The sequence below is a fragment of the Bacteroides ndongoniae genome (genome assembly GCF_900108345.1).
Taxonomy (GTDB): Bacteria; Bacteroidota; Bacteroidia; order Bacteroidales; family Bacteroidaceae; genus Bacteroides; species Bacteroides ndongoniae.
The window spans coordinates 1047232-1065579 of record NZ_FNVV01000014.1; the positions used below are offsets into that span (position 1 = coordinate 1047232).

The 18348-nt window shown below is 47.5% G+C and carries 14 protein-coding genes; 10 read left to right on the plus strand and 4 right to left on the minus strand.

The annotated features are described in order from the left end of the window. Positions 1-199: 199 nt before the first annotated feature. On the minus strand, positions 200-2410 hold the full coding sequence (locus BQ5591_RS15320) for a DUF5686 family protein (protein WP_083380998.1): 2211 nt from the start codon (positions 2408-2410) through the stop codon (positions 200-202). 120 nt (positions 2411-2530) lie between these two features. Between BQ5591_RS15320 and BQ5591_RS15325 the strand changes: the two genes are divergently transcribed. Then, positions 2531-4720, plus strand: a complete 2190-nt coding sequence (locus tag BQ5591_RS15325) for a glutamine synthetase III family protein (RefSeq protein ID WP_022162086.1) — start codon at positions 2531-2533, stop codon at positions 4718-4720. 200 nt (positions 4721-4920) lie between these two features. Next, on the plus strand, positions 4921-5622 hold the full coding sequence (locus BQ5591_RS15330) for a Crp/Fnr family transcriptional regulator (RefSeq protein ID WP_071149991.1): 702 nt from the start codon (positions 4921-4923) through the stop codon (positions 5620-5622). A 150-nt stretch (positions 5623-5772) separates the two neighbouring features. On the opposite strand, the gene trxB is transcribed toward BQ5591_RS15330, so the two are convergent. From trxB to BQ5591_RS15345, 3 genes are read right to left on the minus strand one after another with little or no spacing between them, the layout of a single operon-like run. After that, a complete protein-coding gene (trxB, locus tag BQ5591_RS15335; RefSeq protein WP_071149992.1) occupies positions 5773-6714 on the minus strand; it encodes a thioredoxin-disulfide reductase in 942 nt (313 codons plus the stop codon). A 54-nt stretch (positions 6715-6768) separates the two neighbouring features. Further along, positions 6769-7422, minus strand: coding sequence for an outer membrane lipoprotein periplasmic chaperone LolA1 (locus BQ5591_RS15340; protein ID WP_394331809.1), 654 nt, complete (start codon positions 7420-7422; stop codon positions 6769-6771). 36 nt (positions 7423-7458) lie between these two features. After that, positions 7459-9999 (minus strand): FtsK/SpoIIIE family DNA translocase, encoded by a 2541-nt coding sequence (locus BQ5591_RS15345; RefSeq protein ID WP_071149994.1) that lies wholly within the window; start codon positions 9997-9999, stop codon positions 7459-7461. A gap of 714 nt (positions 10000-10713) precedes the next feature. Between BQ5591_RS15345 and uraH the strand changes: the two genes are divergently transcribed. The 8 genes from uraH (at position 10714) to BQ5591_RS15385 (ending at position 18300) form a co-directional block, all read left to right on the plus strand. Next, entirely contained in the window at positions 10714-11127 is a 414-nt protein-coding gene (uraH, locus tag BQ5591_RS15350; RefSeq protein ID WP_022162081.1) for a hydroxyisourate hydrolase, read from the plus strand. A 159-nt stretch (positions 11128-11286) separates the two neighbouring features. After that, positions 11287-11871 carry a DUF5063 domain-containing protein gene (locus BQ5591_RS15355; RefSeq protein WP_071149995.1) on the plus strand — a complete coding sequence of 195 codons (585 nt, stop codon included), beginning with the start codon at positions 11287-11289 and terminating at the stop codon, positions 11869-11871. Positions 11872-11886: 15 nt separating this feature from the next. Beyond that, positions 11887-12537: a 3'-5' exonuclease gene (locus tag BQ5591_RS15360; RefSeq protein WP_022162079.1), complete on the plus strand. Its 651-nt coding sequence runs from the start codon at positions 11887-11889 to the stop codon at positions 12535-12537. Positions 12538-12546: 9 nt separating this feature from the next. Further along, positions 12547-13728 carry a class I SAM-dependent rRNA methyltransferase gene (locus BQ5591_RS15365; protein WP_071149996.1) on the plus strand — a complete coding sequence of 394 codons (1182 nt, stop codon included), beginning with the start codon at positions 12547-12549 and terminating at the stop codon, positions 13726-13728. Positions 13729-14149: 421 nt separating this feature from the next. Further along, positions 14150-15412: an MFS transporter gene (locus tag BQ5591_RS15370; protein WP_071149997.1), complete on the plus strand. Its 1263-nt coding sequence runs from the start codon at positions 14150-14152 to the stop codon at positions 15410-15412. A gap of 10 nt (positions 15413-15422) precedes the next feature. After that, the gene (locus BQ5591_RS15375) at positions 15423-15986 is read left to right on the plus strand and encodes a bifunctional nuclease family protein (RefSeq protein WP_071149998.1); all 564 of its coding nucleotides are present in this window, start codon (positions 15423-15425) and stop codon (positions 15984-15986) included. 39 nt (positions 15987-16025) lie between these two features. After that, positions 16026-16724: a 16S rRNA (uracil(1498)-N(3))-methyltransferase gene (locus BQ5591_RS15380; RefSeq protein WP_071149999.1), complete on the plus strand. Its 699-nt coding sequence runs from the start codon at positions 16026-16028 to the stop codon at positions 16722-16724. A 25-nt stretch (positions 16725-16749) separates the two neighbouring features. Beyond that, entirely contained in the window at positions 16750-18300 is a 1551-nt protein-coding gene (locus tag BQ5591_RS15385; protein ID WP_071150000.1) for a DUF4836 family protein, read from the plus strand. Positions 18301-18348: the final 48 nt, after the last annotated feature.

Sequence of the window (18348 nt, forward strand, 5' to 3'; positions counted from 1 at the left end):
ATAAAATTGTTTGTTTAACTCGTTAATTAAGTGAGACTTTATATTGACTCAATAAATCGGGCGCAAAGATAATAGTATTTTCTTGAACAACAAAAACTTCAATCTAAAAACATTGAGAAAAAGTCTAAAGACTTCCATAAAAATAGAGCCTCGTAAAAAAGGCGACTTCAACCATTAATGATATCACACCTTTTTATAATTAACGGTTAAACAGCTCGAACGTAAACTTCACACCTATTTCCTGATACTTCCAATTGGCAAAACTTGTAAATACGCCAAAATCAAAGACATGAGTGCCAATGCCATATCCAAGCTCCAAGTAAGGATTCAAGTGAGGGACAAACAACATATTGAAATACAAACGTTCGTTCAACACATATTGCGTATATTTATTCAGGTGCCTGATAAGAAGGAAAGGAGCCTCATAAACCGCATGAGCACGCGCATATTTTCGAGACGAGTTGTACCAACGGCCATCCAACAGTTGAAACACCCCACCAATATCATCATTCCAACCGGTAGGCAGATTGGAACGACGCAGATTGGCAAAATCGACAAAATAAAGTTCTTCCTGCCGTGTAAATGCTCCCCATCCCAAACGGAAATATAAATCACGCATCAAACCCAACGGTACATTGTGCTGAAAGTCGACTTCAACCCGTTCATAACTTCCTGAACTCTGAAGCACTCCTTTTATTCCACGCTCCCAATCAACCGACACAGTAGGATATTTGGAATGCAGATTCACTTTACGGTCTCCATTCATATAATAATACTGTCCCGGTTTCCAGGTTAAGCGCACTCTTGGCGCAAAACTGTTATAGGTATGGCGAAACTTGTTCAGTATTTCCGGATCAAACCCCGGAAGATACGACTGACCATCACTGACTAAACGTGTAGGAGGCGTATCGGGAAACACAATATCAAAATTAGAACGTTCGACCTCTGTACGACGGTGGATTGACAAACCTACGTCCAATGTCAGTCCATTAACTATCTCCCAACTATGCTCCACATTCAGATACAAGTCATTAAAATAATCCAGATGAATTTGATTGAAATCAAACAGACTGTCAGGAATAGCCTTCAAATCATCCAGTACATCACTACTGTAAATACGGTTACCATTACCCAACTCTACATGCAAAGCAGCCCGTTTACGAGGCCAATAATCAAAGTCACTCCTTACCCTCCAATAGAACTCCTTTTGCTTAAAGTTATAACCGATCCGGGGCACTATTCTCAGAAGACGGTCACCAGGAAACAAACGGTTGTATTTGAATTCCTGACGATACGAAATTCCGTTCGATCCACTATAACTCAGCAAAAAAGGATTGATTAAAGGAGAACATCTGACACTACCCAGTTTATCCAGATTGACCGTATACCGACTGATCAATGCATCACCAATTTGCCCCCAAAACTCCAGGTTCTTATTCAACTTTTTTTTCGTTACCCCCACCGTGTCGCGCCGCAAAAAATAGTCCTGATACAACGACTGCTCATGCTGAGTCAACGGTATAGGACGCAACGAGTTGAAATAGGCCGTATCACGCTGATAAGCATTCGTATCGTTACTCAACGTATAAGATTCTGTCAGATCATACTTTTCCTTTTTCTGCTCTTCGACCTCCCGACCGGTATCCTTTTGAGATATCTCACTATATTTAAGCGAAGCTGTATAGCTGCCATCTATTACATTCCCCAAGAACCGGAAAGAACCTTCTACCATGTAGCGAACCGGCAGAAATTCATCTGGTGCTCCCACTTCCCCCAACTGCAACAGATTATCGAAACGAAACATCTCGGAACGACCGGCAAAACGGATCTCACGAACACTCCACACGTTATCGCTAACCACCATATAGCCACCAACCAGCTGGAAACTCTTGCTTTTAGGAATAAAACGAATCTTATATTGCCGGTTAAATTCCGGTCCCATTATCGAATCAATATAATAGGTATAGTATTTTTTCGCATTGCTAGCCAAGGGCGAAAGCAATTTATCATAAAGCAACGTAGACGAATATATATTAATATGAAAGTACTCCAACAACCGGCCGTCAGCTTCCCAAAATTCCGAAGCAGTACCCACACCAGCCTTTACCTTTTGGTCATAAATATCCGGAGCCGTAAAATGCAGATCACTGTAAGTCTCCATCATATATTCGTTCACCCCCTTCCGTATCCGGAACATAGTAGGTAAAAAACGAATTATATGATTCTTTTTCCGGATATTGACTCTTCCTTTTATATACAGTTCTGCACGATATTCGTTTACTATACTCTCATAAAATGGGGCAAAGAAGATAACTTTTTCCATAATCGAATCGGCTGAAACGCCACGTTTACCGTATATATTAGAGATGTCTTTTGCTGCCGCTTCCGCAACAATCAAAAGCAGCACCATAAATTCAATCCATATATATATTAAACGTTTCACCCGTAATATCTTATTATAGACAGGGGCAAATATAGAAAAAAAGGTGTATTTTTGCAGCCAAACAACCAACAAAAAGAGAAGGCAACTATGTCAAAAATGAGATTTTTTGCTTTACAGGAGCTGGCCAATCGCCGTCCTCTGGAAGTCACAATCCCCTCAAACAAGCTGTCCGATTATTACGGCAGCCACGTTTTCGACCGAAAAAAAATGCAGGAATATCTGCCTAAAGAAGCTTACAAAGCGGTTACAGATGCCATAGAAAAAGGCACTCCCATCAGCCGCGAAATGGCAGATTTAATTGCCAACGGAATGAAAAGCTGGGCAAAATCGCTGAATGTAACCCACTACACCCACTGGTTTCAGCCATTGACCGACGGAACAGCCGAGAAGCACGATGGATTCATCGAGTTCGGCGAAGACGCTGAAGTGATCGAACGCTTTTCAGGCAAACTGCTTATCCAGCAAGAGCCCGATGCTTCATCTTTCCCCAACGGGGGCATCCGTAACACATTCGAAGCACGCGGATATACCGCATGGGACGTATCGTCACCGGCTTTTGTGGTAGATACCACCCTCTGTATTCCTACTATCTTTATATCCTATACAGGAGAAGCCCTGGACTACAAGACACCTTTGCTGAAAGCTCTTGCTGCCGTAGATAAAGCCGCAACCGAAGTATGTCAGCTATTTGACAAAAACGTCACCAGAGTATTTGCCAATCTAGGATGGGAACAGGAATACTTTTTGGTCGATCTGGCCCTCTACAATGCCCGCCCCGACCTTTGCCTGACCGGGCGTACACTCATGGGCCACTCGTCGGCCAAAGACCAGCAGCTCGAAGACCATTACTTCGGCTCTATTCCCCCAAGAGTGACAGCCTTCATGAAGGAACTGGAGATAGAGTGCCACAAATTAGGCATTCCCGTAAAAACCCGCCACAACGAAGTAGCTCCCAACCAGTTCGAGTTAGCGCCCATTTTCGAGAACGTCAACTTGGCCAACGACCATAACCAGCTGGTAATGGACCTGATGAAGCGAATTGCCCGCAAGCACAACTTCGCCGTGTTACTGCACGAGAAACCCTACAACGGGGTCAACGGTTCCGGCAAACATAACAACTGGTCGTTGTGTACAGATACGGGTATTAACCTGTTTGCTCCCGGCAAAAACCCCAAAAGCAACATGCTGTTTCTCACATTCCTGGTCAATGTCCTGATGATGGTCTACAAAAACCAGGATCTGTTGCGTGCCTCTATCAGCAGCGCAGGGAACAGCTATCGTTTAGGAGCCAACGAAGCACCTCCCGCTATTCTGTCCATCTTCTTAGGCAAACAATTAAGCAGCATTCTTGACGAATTCACACGTCAGATAAGCAATAGCAAGATGACAGCCGAAGAGAAAACAACGCTGAAACTGGGCATCGGCCGTATCCCCGAAATATTACTGGATACTACCGACCGCAACCGCACCTCTCCATTTGCTTTCACAGGAAACCGTTTCGAGTTCAGAGCTGCAGGTTCGTCAGCCAACTGTGCTGCAGCCATGATCGCCATCAACGCAGCCATGGCCAACCAGCTGAACGAATTCAAGGCCTCGATAGACAAAGCCATGGAAGAAGGAAGCAGCAAAGAAGAAGCCATCTTCCGCATTCTCAAGGAAACCATCATTGCTTCCGAACCCATCCGATTCGAAGGTGACGGATATTCGGAAGAATGGAAGCAGGAAGCTGCCCGACGTGGTCTGACCAACATCTGCCATGTGCCCGAAGCTCTGATGCGCTATATGGACAACCAGGCCAAAGCAGTTCTGATTGGTGAACACATATTCAACGAAACAGAGTTAGCCAGCCGTCTGGAAGTAGAACTGGAGAAATTTACGATGAAAGTTCAGATTGAAAGCCGTGTGTTGGGCGACCTGGCCATCAATCACATTGTGCCCACAGCTGTCAGCTACCAGAACCGGTTATTGGAAAATCTGCGTGGACTACGCGAAACATTCTCCCCCGAAGAATACGAAGAACTCAGTGCCGACCGCAAGGAACTGATACGCGAAATCTCACGAAGAGTTACAGCCATCAAGATGCAAGTACGCGAAATGACCGAGGCACGCAAAGTAGCCAACCACATGGATAACTACAAAGATAGAGCTTTCGCTTATGAAGAGAATGTACGTCCGTATCTGGAAAGCATTCGCGACCACATCGACCGTCTGGAAATGGAGATAGACGACGAGATATGGCCATTGCCCAAATATAGGGAACTTTTATTCACAAAATAAGAAACCGGATATTCTATTTTTTTACAATACAGGCTGGATATCCTGCCCTACAAAAGCAGGAATGTCCAGCCTGTTTTTCTATAGCAATTCTATTTTTCAATAGAATCTTTACAAAAAACCTTGCACATTTTTCCAACAAATGCGTAATATTTAATTTTTTCTTCCTACATTTGTGCTGTAGAACACAGCTTTGCAGCAGTATGGTGAAAATAAACTTATCAGATATAAATATTCCGGAACTAATAGCCGATATGTGGTCGCCTCTGAATGAGGAGCAACGGGAGTTCCTTTCAAACCACTTTACACTCCAGAACTACAAAAAGAACGAAGTGATTTATTGTGAGGGAGAAAGCCCCGCCTACCTAATGTGCCTGCTGACCGGAAAAGTCAAAATATATAAAGATGGCGTAGGAGGACGAAGCCAGATCATCCGCATGATCAAGCCTGTTGAATATTTCGGTTATCGCGCCTACTTTGCCAAAGAAGACTACGTTACTGCTGCTACTGCTTTCGAACCGTCCATCATCTGCCTGATACCCATGAGTGCCATCATGACATTGGTGACACAAAACAACAATCTGGCTATGTTTTTCATCAAACAGCTGTCTATCGATTTGGGTATTGCCGATGAACGCACAGTAAACCTGACTCAGAAACACATTCGTGGACGACTGGCTGAATCGCTGCTCTTCCTGAAAGAAAGTTATGGACTGGAAGAAGATGGTTCCACCTTAAGTATCTATCTCTCGCGTGAGGATTTAGCCAACTTATCCAACATGACTACCTCAAACGCCATCCGTACGTTGTCGCAATTCGCAACCGAACGCCTTATCACCATCGACGGACGGAAAATAAAAATCATCGATGAAGAGAAGCTGAAAAAGATCAGCAAAATCGGATAATATTTTTCCCCAGTTGGAGAAAAATCTTTTTCCAGTTAGAGAAATATTTTTTCCTAACTATAGAAAAAGCACTAGTATTTTCTATGAAACATATCAGCAGACCGGTTTATCCGCATGAAGTGAACTTTAGCAGATAAACCGGTCTGTATTTTATTCTCCCAACTGGAGGAAGCGTTCAGCCTCAATGGCTGCCTTACATCCACTGGCAGCAGCGGTAATAGCCTGACGATAATGAGGATCGGCCACATCGCCGGCAGCAAACACGCCTGGCAACTTGGTACGCGGTGTACCCGGCTCGGTCAGGATATAGCCTACTTCGTCTGTATCCAGATAGGGCTTGAAAATCTTCGAATTGGGTTCATGGCCGATAGCCAGGAAGAATCCGTCAATGGCACGGTCGTAACGTTCTTCATCGGGTTGTCCCATGCGTTTTACCAGGTGCACACCTTCTACGCCATTTTCGCCGTACAGACCTACCGCATTGTGCTCGAAGAGTACTTCTATTTTTTCATTATTCATCACACGTTCCTGCATGATTCTAGAGGCACGAAGGAAAGGCTTGCGGACAATCAGATAGACCTTCGATGCGAGACTGGCCAGATAAGAAGCCTCCTCACAAGCCGTATCGCCACCGCCTACTACGGCAACCGTCTTTTTGCGGTAGAAGAAACCGTCGCACGTTGCACAGGCACTTACACCCATGCCCGCATATTTCTTCTCGTCTTCCAGGCCCAGATATTTGGCAGCTGCACCCGTAGCGATAATCAGGGTTTCGGCTTCGATCACTTTTTCTTCGTCGATTGTTATTTTATAAGGCCGTTGGTTTAAATCGGCCGAAGTAGCTACACCGTAGCGCAAGTCTGCCCCGAAGCGGCCGGCTTGCTTGCGCAGGTCTTCCATCAGCTGCGGACCGCTGATTCCTTCCGGATAACCGGGAAAGTTCTCCACATCGGTAGTGGTGGTCAATTGTCCACCCGGCTGCAAGCCTTCGTACAACACCGGCGACAGGTTAGCACGACCGGCATAAATAGCAGCTGTATATCCGGCAGGACCGGAGCCTATAATCAGGCATCTTACTTTTTCTGTTTCCATATTGTATTTTTATTTACGATAAAAACGTTTCATAATCTCACTCTGTTACATACATCAGCGCAGGTCAATCTCCTCGGCCGACGGATATGCTTTCTTGTCGAAGGTAAAGAACCGGTCCGGATAGGACTGTCCTGTCTGAAAGTCATTCACAACAATCAGTGTCGCGTTTTTCCCTCCGCGCTGCGCCATGCTTATCTTCAAAGGGCGGTAGGTGTCTTTCGCCACATACAGGATGATGCACTGCAAGTCCTGATGCGGATCGGCAGCATTCATCACCACTTCATAGGCCGATTTTCCTGCTGCGTTATTCTTACCCATCTTCAGTTTGTAGCCTTGTTTGTACATGTACAGCCAGGCATAAGGATTCAACGACTGAAGCTCTTCCGCAGTAGGTTCCGTGATGTTCACCTCGTCGTTCGAAGCCACATAGCTCCACTGCGTACGACCGTCGAACCAGGTTTTCACTCCTTCGCTTTCGAGGACAAACTTCTCTCCCTTCAGGTAAATGGTACCTTCTGATACTCCCTCGCGGGCACGCACCGTAAACGTTGCTTTGATCCCCCCTGCCTGGCGGAAAGCCTCGGCTGTTCGGTTCATGACTGTCTCTGCCTCTGTCGGTGTCTGCTGGGAGTATGCCGGCAGGGACGTCAGCAACAGCATGTGGACGACAAGCAGGAAGATATTGATTCGCATTCTGTTCAAACTCATATCCAATAAAAGAACTAAAGAAAAGAAAACAAGCGATTATTGCAGATTGTTCAGCCGCATTTCCAGATCGGTTTCGTCCATGCAGCATACCTCACGGGGCTTGCTGCCTTGGGCCGGGCCCACAATACCCGCTTTCTCCAGCTGGTCCATAATGCGTCCTGCACGGTTGTAACCAATGGAGAACTTACGCTGAATCAGCGAGGTAGAGCCCTGCTGGTGAACAACTATCAGACGGGCTGCATCTTCGAACAGCGGATCCAAGCGTCCCATATCCACATCGCCCAAATCGCCACCGGCATTCTCGTCCACATATTCGGGCAGATAGAAGGCGGTCGGGTAACCCTGCTGACGGGCAATGAACTTAGTAATCTCTGCCACCTCGGGCGTATCGATAAAGGCACACTGCACACGCACCGGATCGGCTCCCTGCAAGAACAGCATATCGCCCCGGCCAATGAGCTGATTGGCTCCCGGACGGTCGAGAATGGTTCGTGAGTCGACCATAGCCGACACCCTGAAAGCGATACGAGCCGGGAAGTTGGCTTTAATGGTACCTGTAATGATGTTGGTTGTAGGACGCTGGGTAGCAATAATCATGTGGATACCGACCGCACGCGCCAGCTGGGCGATGCGGGCTATCGGAAGCTCGACATCCTTGCCCGCCGTCATAATCAGGTCACCGAACTCATCGATCACAACCACGATATAAGGCATATATTTGTGTCCTTTCTCAGGGTTCAGACGACGGTTAATGAACTTCTCATTGTACTCCTTGATGTTGCGCACGTGTGCTGCCTTCAGCAGGTCGTAGCGTGTATCCATCTCGACACAAAGCGAGTTGAGGGTCTGTACCACCTTTGTCACATCGGTGATGATGGCATCTTCTCCGTCGGGCAGTTTGGCAAGGAAATGGTGCTCGATGACGGAATAAATGCTGAACTCTACTTTCTTCGGGTCGACCAACACAAACTTCAATTCGGCCGGATGCTTTTTATAAAGCAGGGAGGTGATGATAGCATTCAGACCTACCGACTTACCTTGACCGGTGGCACCGGCTACCAGTACGTGCGGCATCTTGGCCAGGTCTACCATAAAGACCTCGTTCGTAATGGTCTTACCCAACGCGATAGGCAGTTCGTAGGTCGATTCCTGGAACTTCTTGCTGCCTATGATGCTCTGCCCCGACACGATCTTCGGATTGGAGTTCGGCACCTCGATACCGATTGTTCCCTTACCGGGGATGGGGGCTATAATACGGATACCCAAGGCCGAAAGGCTTAAGGCAATATCATCTTCCAGACCACGGATTTTGGAGATACGCACCCCTTGTTCGGGCGTAATCTCGTATAGGGTTACGGTAGGTCCGACGGTCGCCTTTATGGTACTGATTTCGATGCCAAAGCTGCGCAGCGTGTTCACAATCTTGTCCTTATTGGCATTCTGCTCGTCCATGTCGATGGTAGGTCCATTGTCGTCGTAGTGCTTCATCAGGTCGATTGTCGGGAAATGATAATTCTCCAGGTCAAGGCGCGGATTGTAAGGCTCCAGCTCCGGACCGTGGTATTCCTCTTCGTCCTCTCCAGCCTCTACTTCGAAGCCCGGTTCCTTGGCAGTTTCGGCCTTGTGCTGGGGTTCGGCCGGTTCGGGTTCGGGCGTTTCGATAGTCATTGTCACTTCATCGTCGCCCCGCTTCTGACGTCTTTCCTCCGGATGACTACCGCCTAAGTCCAATGTTATCTGATTGTCTTCAGATTCCTTGGTAGCATGTTCTTCCTCGTGGCGCGGAGCATCTTCTGCCGCTTCTGCCACGTGGTTGTCTGCCGCTTCAGCTTCCTCGGGCACGGATGCAGGGGCCTCCTTCACGGCCTTACGCTTGCCCTTGACGGTCCACGAGTCGGTAAACTCTTCGGGCACCTCGCCTTCGGCACTTGCCTTTGCCTGCTTTTTCTTCAGGAAATTCAGCGAGAACAGCCCACGCAACCAGATAATGGTACGCGCGCTAAGATAGATAAGGAAACAGATGGCTGTGAACAGCAGAATCATCCACACGCCCGGCACTCCCACCTGGGACACGAGCCAGTTACTGACATTATAGCCGTGCATACCGCCCAGATAGAGGAAGGAGTCCTTGTACTGGTCCATAAATACAAACCCGAAAAAGACGGAGAACCACACCAGCAGCAGCGCACAGCCTATGAACCACTTCCACAGCCGCACCACGCGCACCTTCATCAGCTTCAGTCCGGCCACGGCCAGAAATACCAAAATAAAGAAGGACGACACTCCGAAGCAGTCGTTTATCAAGTAGCTGGCCAGCTGCGCCCCGCGCGATCCGGCATAATTCTTCACTCCATTGTTCACCGAAGCCAACTCCTGCGCATTGCCGCTGTCGATGATGCTCTGGTCGGCTGCCCCTGTAAAGAAGAACGAAGAAAAAGCCAGCAACAAGTAGACGGAAAAAATCACCAGTACCAGTCCTATAACAAAGCGGATAGTCTCACTTCGGAATGCAGAAACGATTTTCTGATACAGTGTCGGTTTCTGCTCCGTATCTTTAGTTGTACCTTTTTTTGCCATGAATTAAATCTCCCTATTATAATAATGTATAGAAAGTCTGCCCGGGTTTGCCGCAAACCGCCCGTTGCTCCCCCTTGCAAAAGGAGCAGCCGATACCGGCACTTCCCTAGCTCCGTACGGAGAAGATCTGTACCCAAACAGCCCTTTAAGTTCGGTGCAAAAGTAATAAATAAACTATAAATTCGGGAACTAAAGAATAGTTTTTCTCGCTGCCCGGTATCGGCGGCGGGCTGAACTCTGCATGTAAAGCGGCCAGCAGTTTGGCAGGCACACCACTCAAGCCCAGACAGCCCGTAGATTCCCGAACAAGGCCGACAGGCAATTTTCCTTTACATCGTACCCCCGTCAATACTGGAAGGCTATCACAGTCGTATACTTAGGCCCCCTCAGTCGTATACTTAGGTACCCTCGGTCGTATACTTAGGGTGTCTAAGTCGTATAGGTTGATTACGACCCTAAAATACACTCTAAATCAATTGGTTAAACGAACTCATAGAGCAGTCTATCGCCCTAAGAATATTCTTAACGGAACAGACACACACTCCGTCCATCCGACAGATGCCGAAACCGGCAGTCGGCCCATCGAAAAATATCAGTAAAAGCCTTAATAAAACGGAAAAAGAAGTCCTAAAAAAGAATCAGATTTGTAATGATTACAATTTATATTATCTTTGTCACCTAAACCATTATTCATTTCATTTAAACCAACCGACCATGAAAAAACGTATCTATTTATTTGCAACCGCCGTGCTCGTCAGCATCCTGACAGCCTTCGGCCAGACAAAAGAGTATCAGCTATCGAGCCACATCCTCGACATCAACCAGGGACAGCCTGCTCCCGGAGTCAGAATCACCCTGTCGAAGCAGGACAAAGATGCCCAATGGACCGTAGTAGACGAAAAACTGACCGACAAAGACGGCCGGGTGAAAGACTTCCTGGAAAGAGACGGAAACGACCACGCAGGCATCTACAAGCTGACCTATCACGTGGCCCCCTACTTCGAGGCACAGAAGCAATCTACGTTCTACCCCTTCATCGAAGTGGTATTCGAAATCAGGGACAACAACCACTATCACGTCCCCATCACCCTTTCGCCCTACGGATATTCCACTTACCGGGGCAGCTGACCTGCCCCGCCATCCTACCGGCAGCCACGCACACCGTCACATGATCCGTACATCCTTTGCAAAGGAGTATATCACACACTTTTTCTAGGAAGAAACAAACCTTTTTCCTATCTTTGCAAACCAAACATAAGCAGACTAATGCTTCGAATCTAAAAAGATATGAAAAAAGAAAGTCAAGTGATATTCGACCGCAATGTAGTGGAATTTGTAACCGTGGCTGCCGAATTTTGTAAATTTCTGGAGCAGGCCGAGGGCATGAAACGCGCCACATTCGTCGATACATCCTTAAAAATACTGCCATTGCTCTACCTCAAAGCCTCCATGATGCCCAAATGCGAAATGATGGGCGAAGACATGCCGGAGAACTTTGTCACGGAAGAGACATACGAAATAGTACGCATGAACCTGGCCGGCATATTGGCCGAAAAGGACGACTACCTGGACGTATTCGTGTCGGACATGAAGTACAGCGACCAACCCATCACCAAATATATCTCCGAAGACCTGGCCGACATCTATCAGGACATCAAGGACTTCATCTTCGTCTTCCAGCTGGGACTGAACGAAACCATGAACGACGCCCTGGCCATCTGTCAGGAGAACTTTGCCCTCTACTGGGGACAAAAGCTGGTGAACACCCTGCGCGCACTGCACGACGTGAAGTATGCGCAAGCAGACAGTGAAGACGAAAATCCGTCGGACGAGACTGACGACCTCGACTACAACACCGAACACACCCTTTAACTGCAAGCTGTAATTATGGTAATCAAAAGAACGATCAATAAAGAGGAGCTACAGGACATGCCCAAAGCCCTCTTCCCCGGCCAGATACACGTTGTACAAACTCCACAAGAAGCCGAACGAGCCGTAGCCTACCTGAAGACCTGCCCGCTGCTGGGCATCGACAGCGAAACACGCCCCTCGTTCACCAAAGGCCACGTCTACAAAGTGGCACTGCTGCAAATCGCCTCGGACGAGCACTGCTTCCTTTTCCGGCTGAACCTGACAGGCCTCACACTGCCCGTCATTCTGCTGCTGGAAAATCCCAACATCATTAAAGTAGGCCTCTCACTGAAAGACGACTTCATGATGCTGCACAAGCGTGCCCCCTTCGAACAGCATTCCTGCATCGAGCTGCAAGAGTTTGTACGCCCCTTCGGCATTCAGGAGAAAAGCCTGCAGAAGATTTACGGCATCCTGTTCGGAGAGAAAATATCCAAAAGCCAGCGCCTGTCCAACTGGGAAGCCGACGTACTGACGCTTCCCCAGCAACAATACGCGGCAACCGACGCCTGGGCATGCCTCAACATCTACAACAAGCTGCAGGAACTGAAACGGACGGGCGACTTCGAAATAGCCCCCGACACCCCGCCAGCCGACAGCACAGAACCCGAAAACCGAACTAATTAAAATAAATCCATGTATAAAGTATATCTGAAACCCGGCAAGGAAGAATCCCTGAAACGTTTTCACCCTTGGGTATTCTCCGGCGCCATCGCCCGCATTGACGGAGAGCCGATAGAAGGCGAAGTAGTAGAGATCTACACTTCGAAGAACGAATTCATAGCCAAAGGCCATTGGCAAATAGGCAGCATCGCCGTACGGGTACTGACATTCAATCAGGACGAAACGATCGACACCGATTTCTGGAAACGGAAATTGCAGATAGCCTACAACATGCGCCGCAGTATCGGCATTGCCGAAGCACCCGACAACAACACCTACCGCCTGGTACATGGCGAAGGCGACAACCTGCCCGGACTGGTGATAGACATTTATGCACGGACCGCCGTCATGCAGGCCCACTCTGCAGGAATGCACCTGGAACGCATGACCATAGCCGAAGCACTGGCCGAAATGATGGGCAACCAGATCGACAACATCTATTACAAATCGGAAACGACACTGCCCTTCAAAGCCGACCTCTTCCCTGAAAACGGATTTCTGCGCGGAGGCAGCACGGACAACATCGCTACCGAATACGGCCTGAAGTTCCATATCGACTGGCTGAAAGGACAAAAGACTGGTTTCTTCGTCGACCAACGCGAAAACCGTGCCCTGCTGGAACGCTATGCAAAGGGCCGCAACGTACTGAACATGTTCTGCTACACCGGCGGATTCTCGGTCTACGCCATGCGTGGAGGAGCCAAGCTGGTACACTCGGTAGACAGTTCGGCCAAAGCCATCGACCTGACCAACAAGAACATGAAGCTGAACTTCCCTGGCGACACCCGTCACGCTGCCTATGCCGAAGACGCCTTTAAGTACCTCGACCGCATGGGCGACCAGTACGACCTCATTATCCTCGATCCACCCGCTTTCGCCAAGCATCGCGACGCCTTGCGCAACGCACTCCAGGGCTACCGGAAGCTGAACGTGAAAGCATTCGAGAAAATCAAGCCGGGCGGCATCCTGTTCACTTTCTCGTGCTCGCAGGCAGTCAGCAAGGAGAACTTCCGTACGGCCGTATTCACCGCAGCCGCCATGTCGGGACGCAGCGTACGCATCTTGCACCAGCTCACCCAGCCTGCCGACCACCCGGTCAACATCTATCACCCCGAAGGTGAATACCTGAAAGGACTGGTACTCTACGTAGAATAAAAAAACATCCGATTATTTAAAAAGATAACAGAAAAGGGGCTATACGGCCCCTTTATTCTTAAATAGAGTTAAGAAAAGGCATTTTTTGGCCGTTTTATTATGTTATATAACATAAAACCTCTACATTTGCACTGTGTTTTTCATGGTATTAGATTTAAGGTTAACAAAGATTGGGTGTCTGGGATAGATACCCTTCTTTTTTTATATACCCCTTCAGATTCCATTCCTGCCTTTCCAGGCATACGAAACAGGCTGCTTCTGCACACTTTTCCAACCTTCGGAAATATCAAAAAATCCCCTTTCTGGACAGACTAAAAAAAGTGATAGGTTATTTGCATTTCTCCGACCGGTATCGTACCTTTGCAAGACGCTGTACAAAATAGCATTTGTTTATCTTTAAGAATCCAAAACAAGAAAAACTATGAACATCAAAGTCCGCTTAGTCATTATGAACTTCCTACAGTTCGCCGTGTGGGGAGCTTACCTGACATCCATGGGCAGTTATCTGGTCAACGTCGGTCAAGCAGCACATATCGGAACATTCTACGCCATGCAAGGTATCGTTTCCCTATTTATGCCAGCCATTCTGGGTATCATTGCCGACCGCTGGGTACCGGCTCAGAAGCTGTTAAGCTTCAGTCACTTTACAGCGGCTTTATTCATGGCATTGGCAGGTTATTACGGCATGACCAGCGGAAGCAATGTCGAATTCGGCATACTTTTTACTTTATACTCGCTAAGTGTGGCGTTCTATATACCCACCCTTGCACTTTCCAACTCGGTAGCCTATACGGCACTGGACAAAGCCGGGCTTGATACCATCAAGAACTTCCCCCCTATCCGTATATTCGGTACCATCGGATTCATCTGCTCCATGTGGATGGTGGATATATTGGGACTTCAGAACAATTACGGCCAGTTCTTCGCTTGTGCCCTTATCGGATTGGTATACGGCGTTTATGCACTGACCCTCCCTGCCTGTCCTGTCAATAAAGGAGGCGAAAGCAAATCACTTACAGAAGCAATGGGGTTGCGTGCCTTCACATTGTTCAAACAGAAAAAGATGGCTATCTTCTTTATATTCTCCATGCTGTTGGGCGTATCGCTGCAAATCACAAACGGATTTGCCAATCCCTACATCAGCAGCTTCGGAAGCATTCCCGAATATGCCGAGACCTTCGGTGTACAGCATGCCAATATCCTGATTTCATTGTCACAAATATCCGAAACACTCTGCATACTGCTGATCCCATTCTTCCTGAAAAGATTTGGTATCAAGTATGTGATGCTGATTGCCATGTTTGCCTGGGTACTCCGATTTGGTTTGTTCGGTGCTGGCAATCCGGGCAGCGGCGTATGGATGTTTATCCTTTCGATGATCGTCTATGGAGTGGCATTCGATTTCTTTAATATATCCGGTTCTCTGTTTGTTGACCGTGAGACAGACAAAGGCATACGGTCGAGCGCCCAGGGTCTGTTTGTCATCATGACCAACGGATTCGGTGCAACCATCGGTACATTGGGAGCACAAGCTGTAGTCAATCATTTTGTCGACTTCAACAGCGAAGCCCCGCAAATCGAACAATGGCAATATGCATGGTATACCTTTGCCGCTTATGCACTGGTAGTAGCCGTTGTATTCGCATTTGCCTTCAAATATAAACACCGGCCGGAACAACTATAACCGTAACGGAATGAACAGAAAGAAAATAGAACTGCAAGTTCTGAACATATCCAACAGTCAGGAGCAGGCTGGAGCTTTCGCCTTGGTATTGGGCGAAATAAACGGTGATCGCCAGTTGCCCATTATCATCGGTACCAGCGAAGCTCAATACATGCTCATTGAGCTGAAAGGCATCACATCTCCACGCCCCCTGACGCATCATCTTTTTGCTTCCGTACTCGAAACATTAAAAGTCAAGTTGGCGCGAGTCCTCATCTATCATGTAAACAATGGGGTATTCTACTCGTATGTCTACTTCAAATCGGACAACACCTTCATGCGAATGGATGCGCGTACAAGCGATGCCGTAGCTTTGGCTTTGCGAATGCATGCACCGATCTATGTGTATGAAGATATTTTGGAAGATGAGGGAATACGCTCGGATTTCTTCTCCGAGGCTCCACAACAGGACGAGCAACCCAAAGAAGAAAACATAGAGTCACTGAAAGCAGCCCTGGCCGAAGCCATAGCAAACGAGAATTACGAACGTGCCGCCCAACTGCGCGACCAAATCAATCAACGCAAAAAGATGTAGGCACCTCAGCGCTATCACATACAATATAACATTTCGAACATGCACGTATTCTACACACCAGACATACAAAACAGTAACGAACTGCCTGAAGAAGAAGCAGCTCATGCGATACGGGTATTGCGTCTTCAAACAGGCGACGAAGTAATGCTTACCGACGGACAAGGCAACTTCTATCGTGCCGAAATCAGTACCGCTACCAACAAACGCTGTTTGGTACGAGTACTGGAAACCATAGCTCAAGAACCGCTTTGGAGTGGCTATCTGCACATTGCCATGGCACCTACCAAGAATATGGACCGCACAGAGTGGTTTGCCGAGAAAGCCACCGAGATAGGATTCGACGAACTTACCTTCCTGAATTGCCGCTTTTCGGAGAGGCGGGTTATCAAGACCGAACGTATCTCGAAGATTCTTATCTCCGCCATCAAGCAGTCGCTTAAAGCCCGCCTGCCAAAGCTAAACGAGATGACCGACTTCGACCGCTTCATTGCCCAGCCTTTCGACGGACAGAAATTCATTGCACATTGCTATGAAGGAGAAAAGCCCCTGTTAAAAGACATCATCCGAAAAGGCGAGAATGCACTGGTGATGATAGGTCCGGAAGGTGACTTCAGCGAGGAAGAAGTAGAAAAAGCTATCGGACAAGGATTTCAGCCTATCAGCCTGGGACGCTCAAGGCTAAGGACAGAAACAGCAGCACTGGTAGCCTGCCATATATTGAATCTGGAAAACCAATGATATTCACTTTTAACACTTTAACGATATGAAAAAAGGTTTATTTCTCCATTTATCGGTTTTAGCGATACTGATAGCATTTATCAGTTCATGTTCCAAAACAACGGAGTACACCAACGCTATTCCTGCCGATGCCACGTCGGTAGTAGCACTCAACCTCAAATCATTGGGTGAAAAAGCCGGCATAGACGATAAAGAAAACAAGGAAGCTCTGCAGAAGCTGACCGACGTATTGAAAAACGAAATGAATGCAGCCACTTTCCAACAGCTGGAAACGGTGCTGAAAGATCCGAATAAAGCAGGTATCGACCTGAAATCGCCAGTCTACCTGTTCAATACTCCCAATATGAAAGCTGCCCTGGTAGCCAAAGTCAGCAATGAAGACGATCTAGAGAATCTGCTTCAAGTGACAGAAAAAGAACAAATCAGTTCTACTGTTGCAGAAGTCGACGGATACCGCTACGCTACGCTCAGCAATCAGGCCATACTGGCATTCACCCCTTCTGCACTTGTCATGGTAAGTTATAGCGGAGAGGCACAGCTGGAAAATGCAAAAGGCCAAGTCAGCAACCTATTGAAGCAGACTGCCGAACAAAGCATTGCCAACAGCGAAGGTTTCAAGAAGGCCATGAAGAAGAATGGCGAAATCAACGTATTCATTGCCCTGAACGAACTGTCAAACAGCTATGCCCAGATGATGAAACAAAGACTGCCGAACAGCGAGAACTGGGAAGAGATGTTCCTGCTGGGCAGCCTAAGCTTTGAAAAGGGAGAAATAAACTTTGAAGCCGAATGGTATACCAATAATGATGAACTGAGGAAAAAGCTGGAACAACAGGCCAAAGCTACAACACGCCCTATCCAGAACAATCTGCTGAAATATTTCCCGCAATCCTCACTGGCATTGTTCAGCATGGGCATCAACGGAGAAGAAGTATTCAAATACCTTCAAGAAAACGAAGATTTCCAGAAGAGCATATCCATGAAGCAGTTCAACGACCTGAAAGTCTTTTTCGATGCTTTTCAGAACGACATAACCATAGGACTGATCAACGTCACCATGCAAAATGCTCCGGCCTTCCTGGCTTATGCCGAGGCCAAGAACAACGATGTGCTGAAAGCTCTTTATGAAAAGAAGAACGAACTGGGTCTGCAACGAGGTGCTGACATCATCCGATTGAACGAGAACGAATATGTGTACAAATCGCGTAAGCTGAACGTATTCTTCGGCATAAAGGACAAGACGTTCTATGCAACCAATGATGAACTGCTTTACAAAAGCATCGGTAAAGCATCAGATCCTTCTGCCGCCAAAGCCGAATACGCATCCGAAATCAAAGGAAAGAACATGGCCTTTATCATCAATATTGAGTCTATCTGCTCTTTACCGGTAGTCAAGATGCTGGCACAATTCGGCGGACAACAAGCTGCCTCCGCCCTCTCGCTGTGCGACAACCTCACTTATCTGGAAGTGACAGGAGACATACAGAAAGCAAACTTCAGCTTGAAAATGAAGAATAAAGAAGTCAATTCACTTAAACAAATCGTCAACTTCGCAAGACAGTTTGCCGGCATGTAAGCCGACACTAACGCTATAGAGCGTCAACTGTCAACGAACAGTCTAATT

Excerpts from the sequence above, each read along its gene's own strand:
- BQ5591_RS15340 (WP_394331809.1), bottom strand. The coding sequence starts at position 7,422 with ATGAGTTTGAACAGAATGCGAATCAATATCTTCCTGCTTGTCGTCCAC.
- BQ5591_RS15345 (WP_071149994.1), bottom strand. The coding sequence starts at position 9,999 with ATGGCAAAAAAAGGTACAACTAAAGATACGGAGCAGAAACCGACACTG.
- BQ5591_RS15330 (WP_071149991.1), top strand. The coding sequence starts at position 4,921 with ATGGTGAAAATAAACTTATCAGATATAAATATTCCGGAACTAATAGCC.
- BQ5591_RS15375 (WP_071149998.1), top strand. The coding sequence starts at position 15,423 with ATGAACAGAAAGAAAATAGAACTGCAAGTTCTGAACATATCCAACAGT.
- BQ5591_RS15370 (WP_071149997.1), top strand. The coding sequence starts at position 14,150 with ATGAACATCAAAGTCCGCTTAGTCATTATGAACTTCCTACAGTTCGCC.
- trxB (WP_071149992.1), bottom strand. The coding sequence starts at position 6,714 with ATGGAAACAGAAAAAGTAAGATGCCTGATTATAGGCTCCGGTCCTGCC.
- BQ5591_RS15355 (WP_071149995.1), top strand. The coding sequence starts at position 11,287 with ATGAAAAAAGAAAGTCAAGTGATATTCGACCGCAATGTAGTGGAATTT.
- BQ5591_RS15325 (WP_022162086.1), top strand. The coding sequence starts at position 2,531 with ATGTCAAAAATGAGATTTTTTGCTTTACAGGAGCTGGCCAATCGCCGT.
- BQ5591_RS15380 (WP_071149999.1), top strand. The coding sequence starts at position 16,026 with ATGCACGTATTCTACACACCAGACATACAAAACAGTAACGAACTGCCT.
- BQ5591_RS15360 (WP_022162079.1), top strand. The coding sequence starts at position 11,887 with ATGGTAATCAAAAGAACGATCAATAAAGAGGAGCTACAGGACATGCCC.
- BQ5591_RS15385 (WP_071150000.1), top strand. The coding sequence starts at position 16,750 with ATGAAAAAAGGTTTATTTCTCCATTTATCGGTTTTAGCGATACTGATA.
- uraH (WP_022162081.1), top strand. The coding sequence starts at position 10,714 with ATGAAAAAACGTATCTATTTATTTGCAACCGCCGTGCTCGTCAGCATC.
- BQ5591_RS15365 (WP_071149996.1), top strand. The coding sequence starts at position 12,547 with ATGTATAAAGTATATCTGAAACCCGGCAAGGAAGAATCCCTGAAACGT.
- BQ5591_RS15320 (WP_083380998.1), bottom strand. The coding sequence starts at position 2,410 with ATGGTGCTGCTTTTGATTGTTGCGGAAGCGGCAGCAAAAGACATCTCT.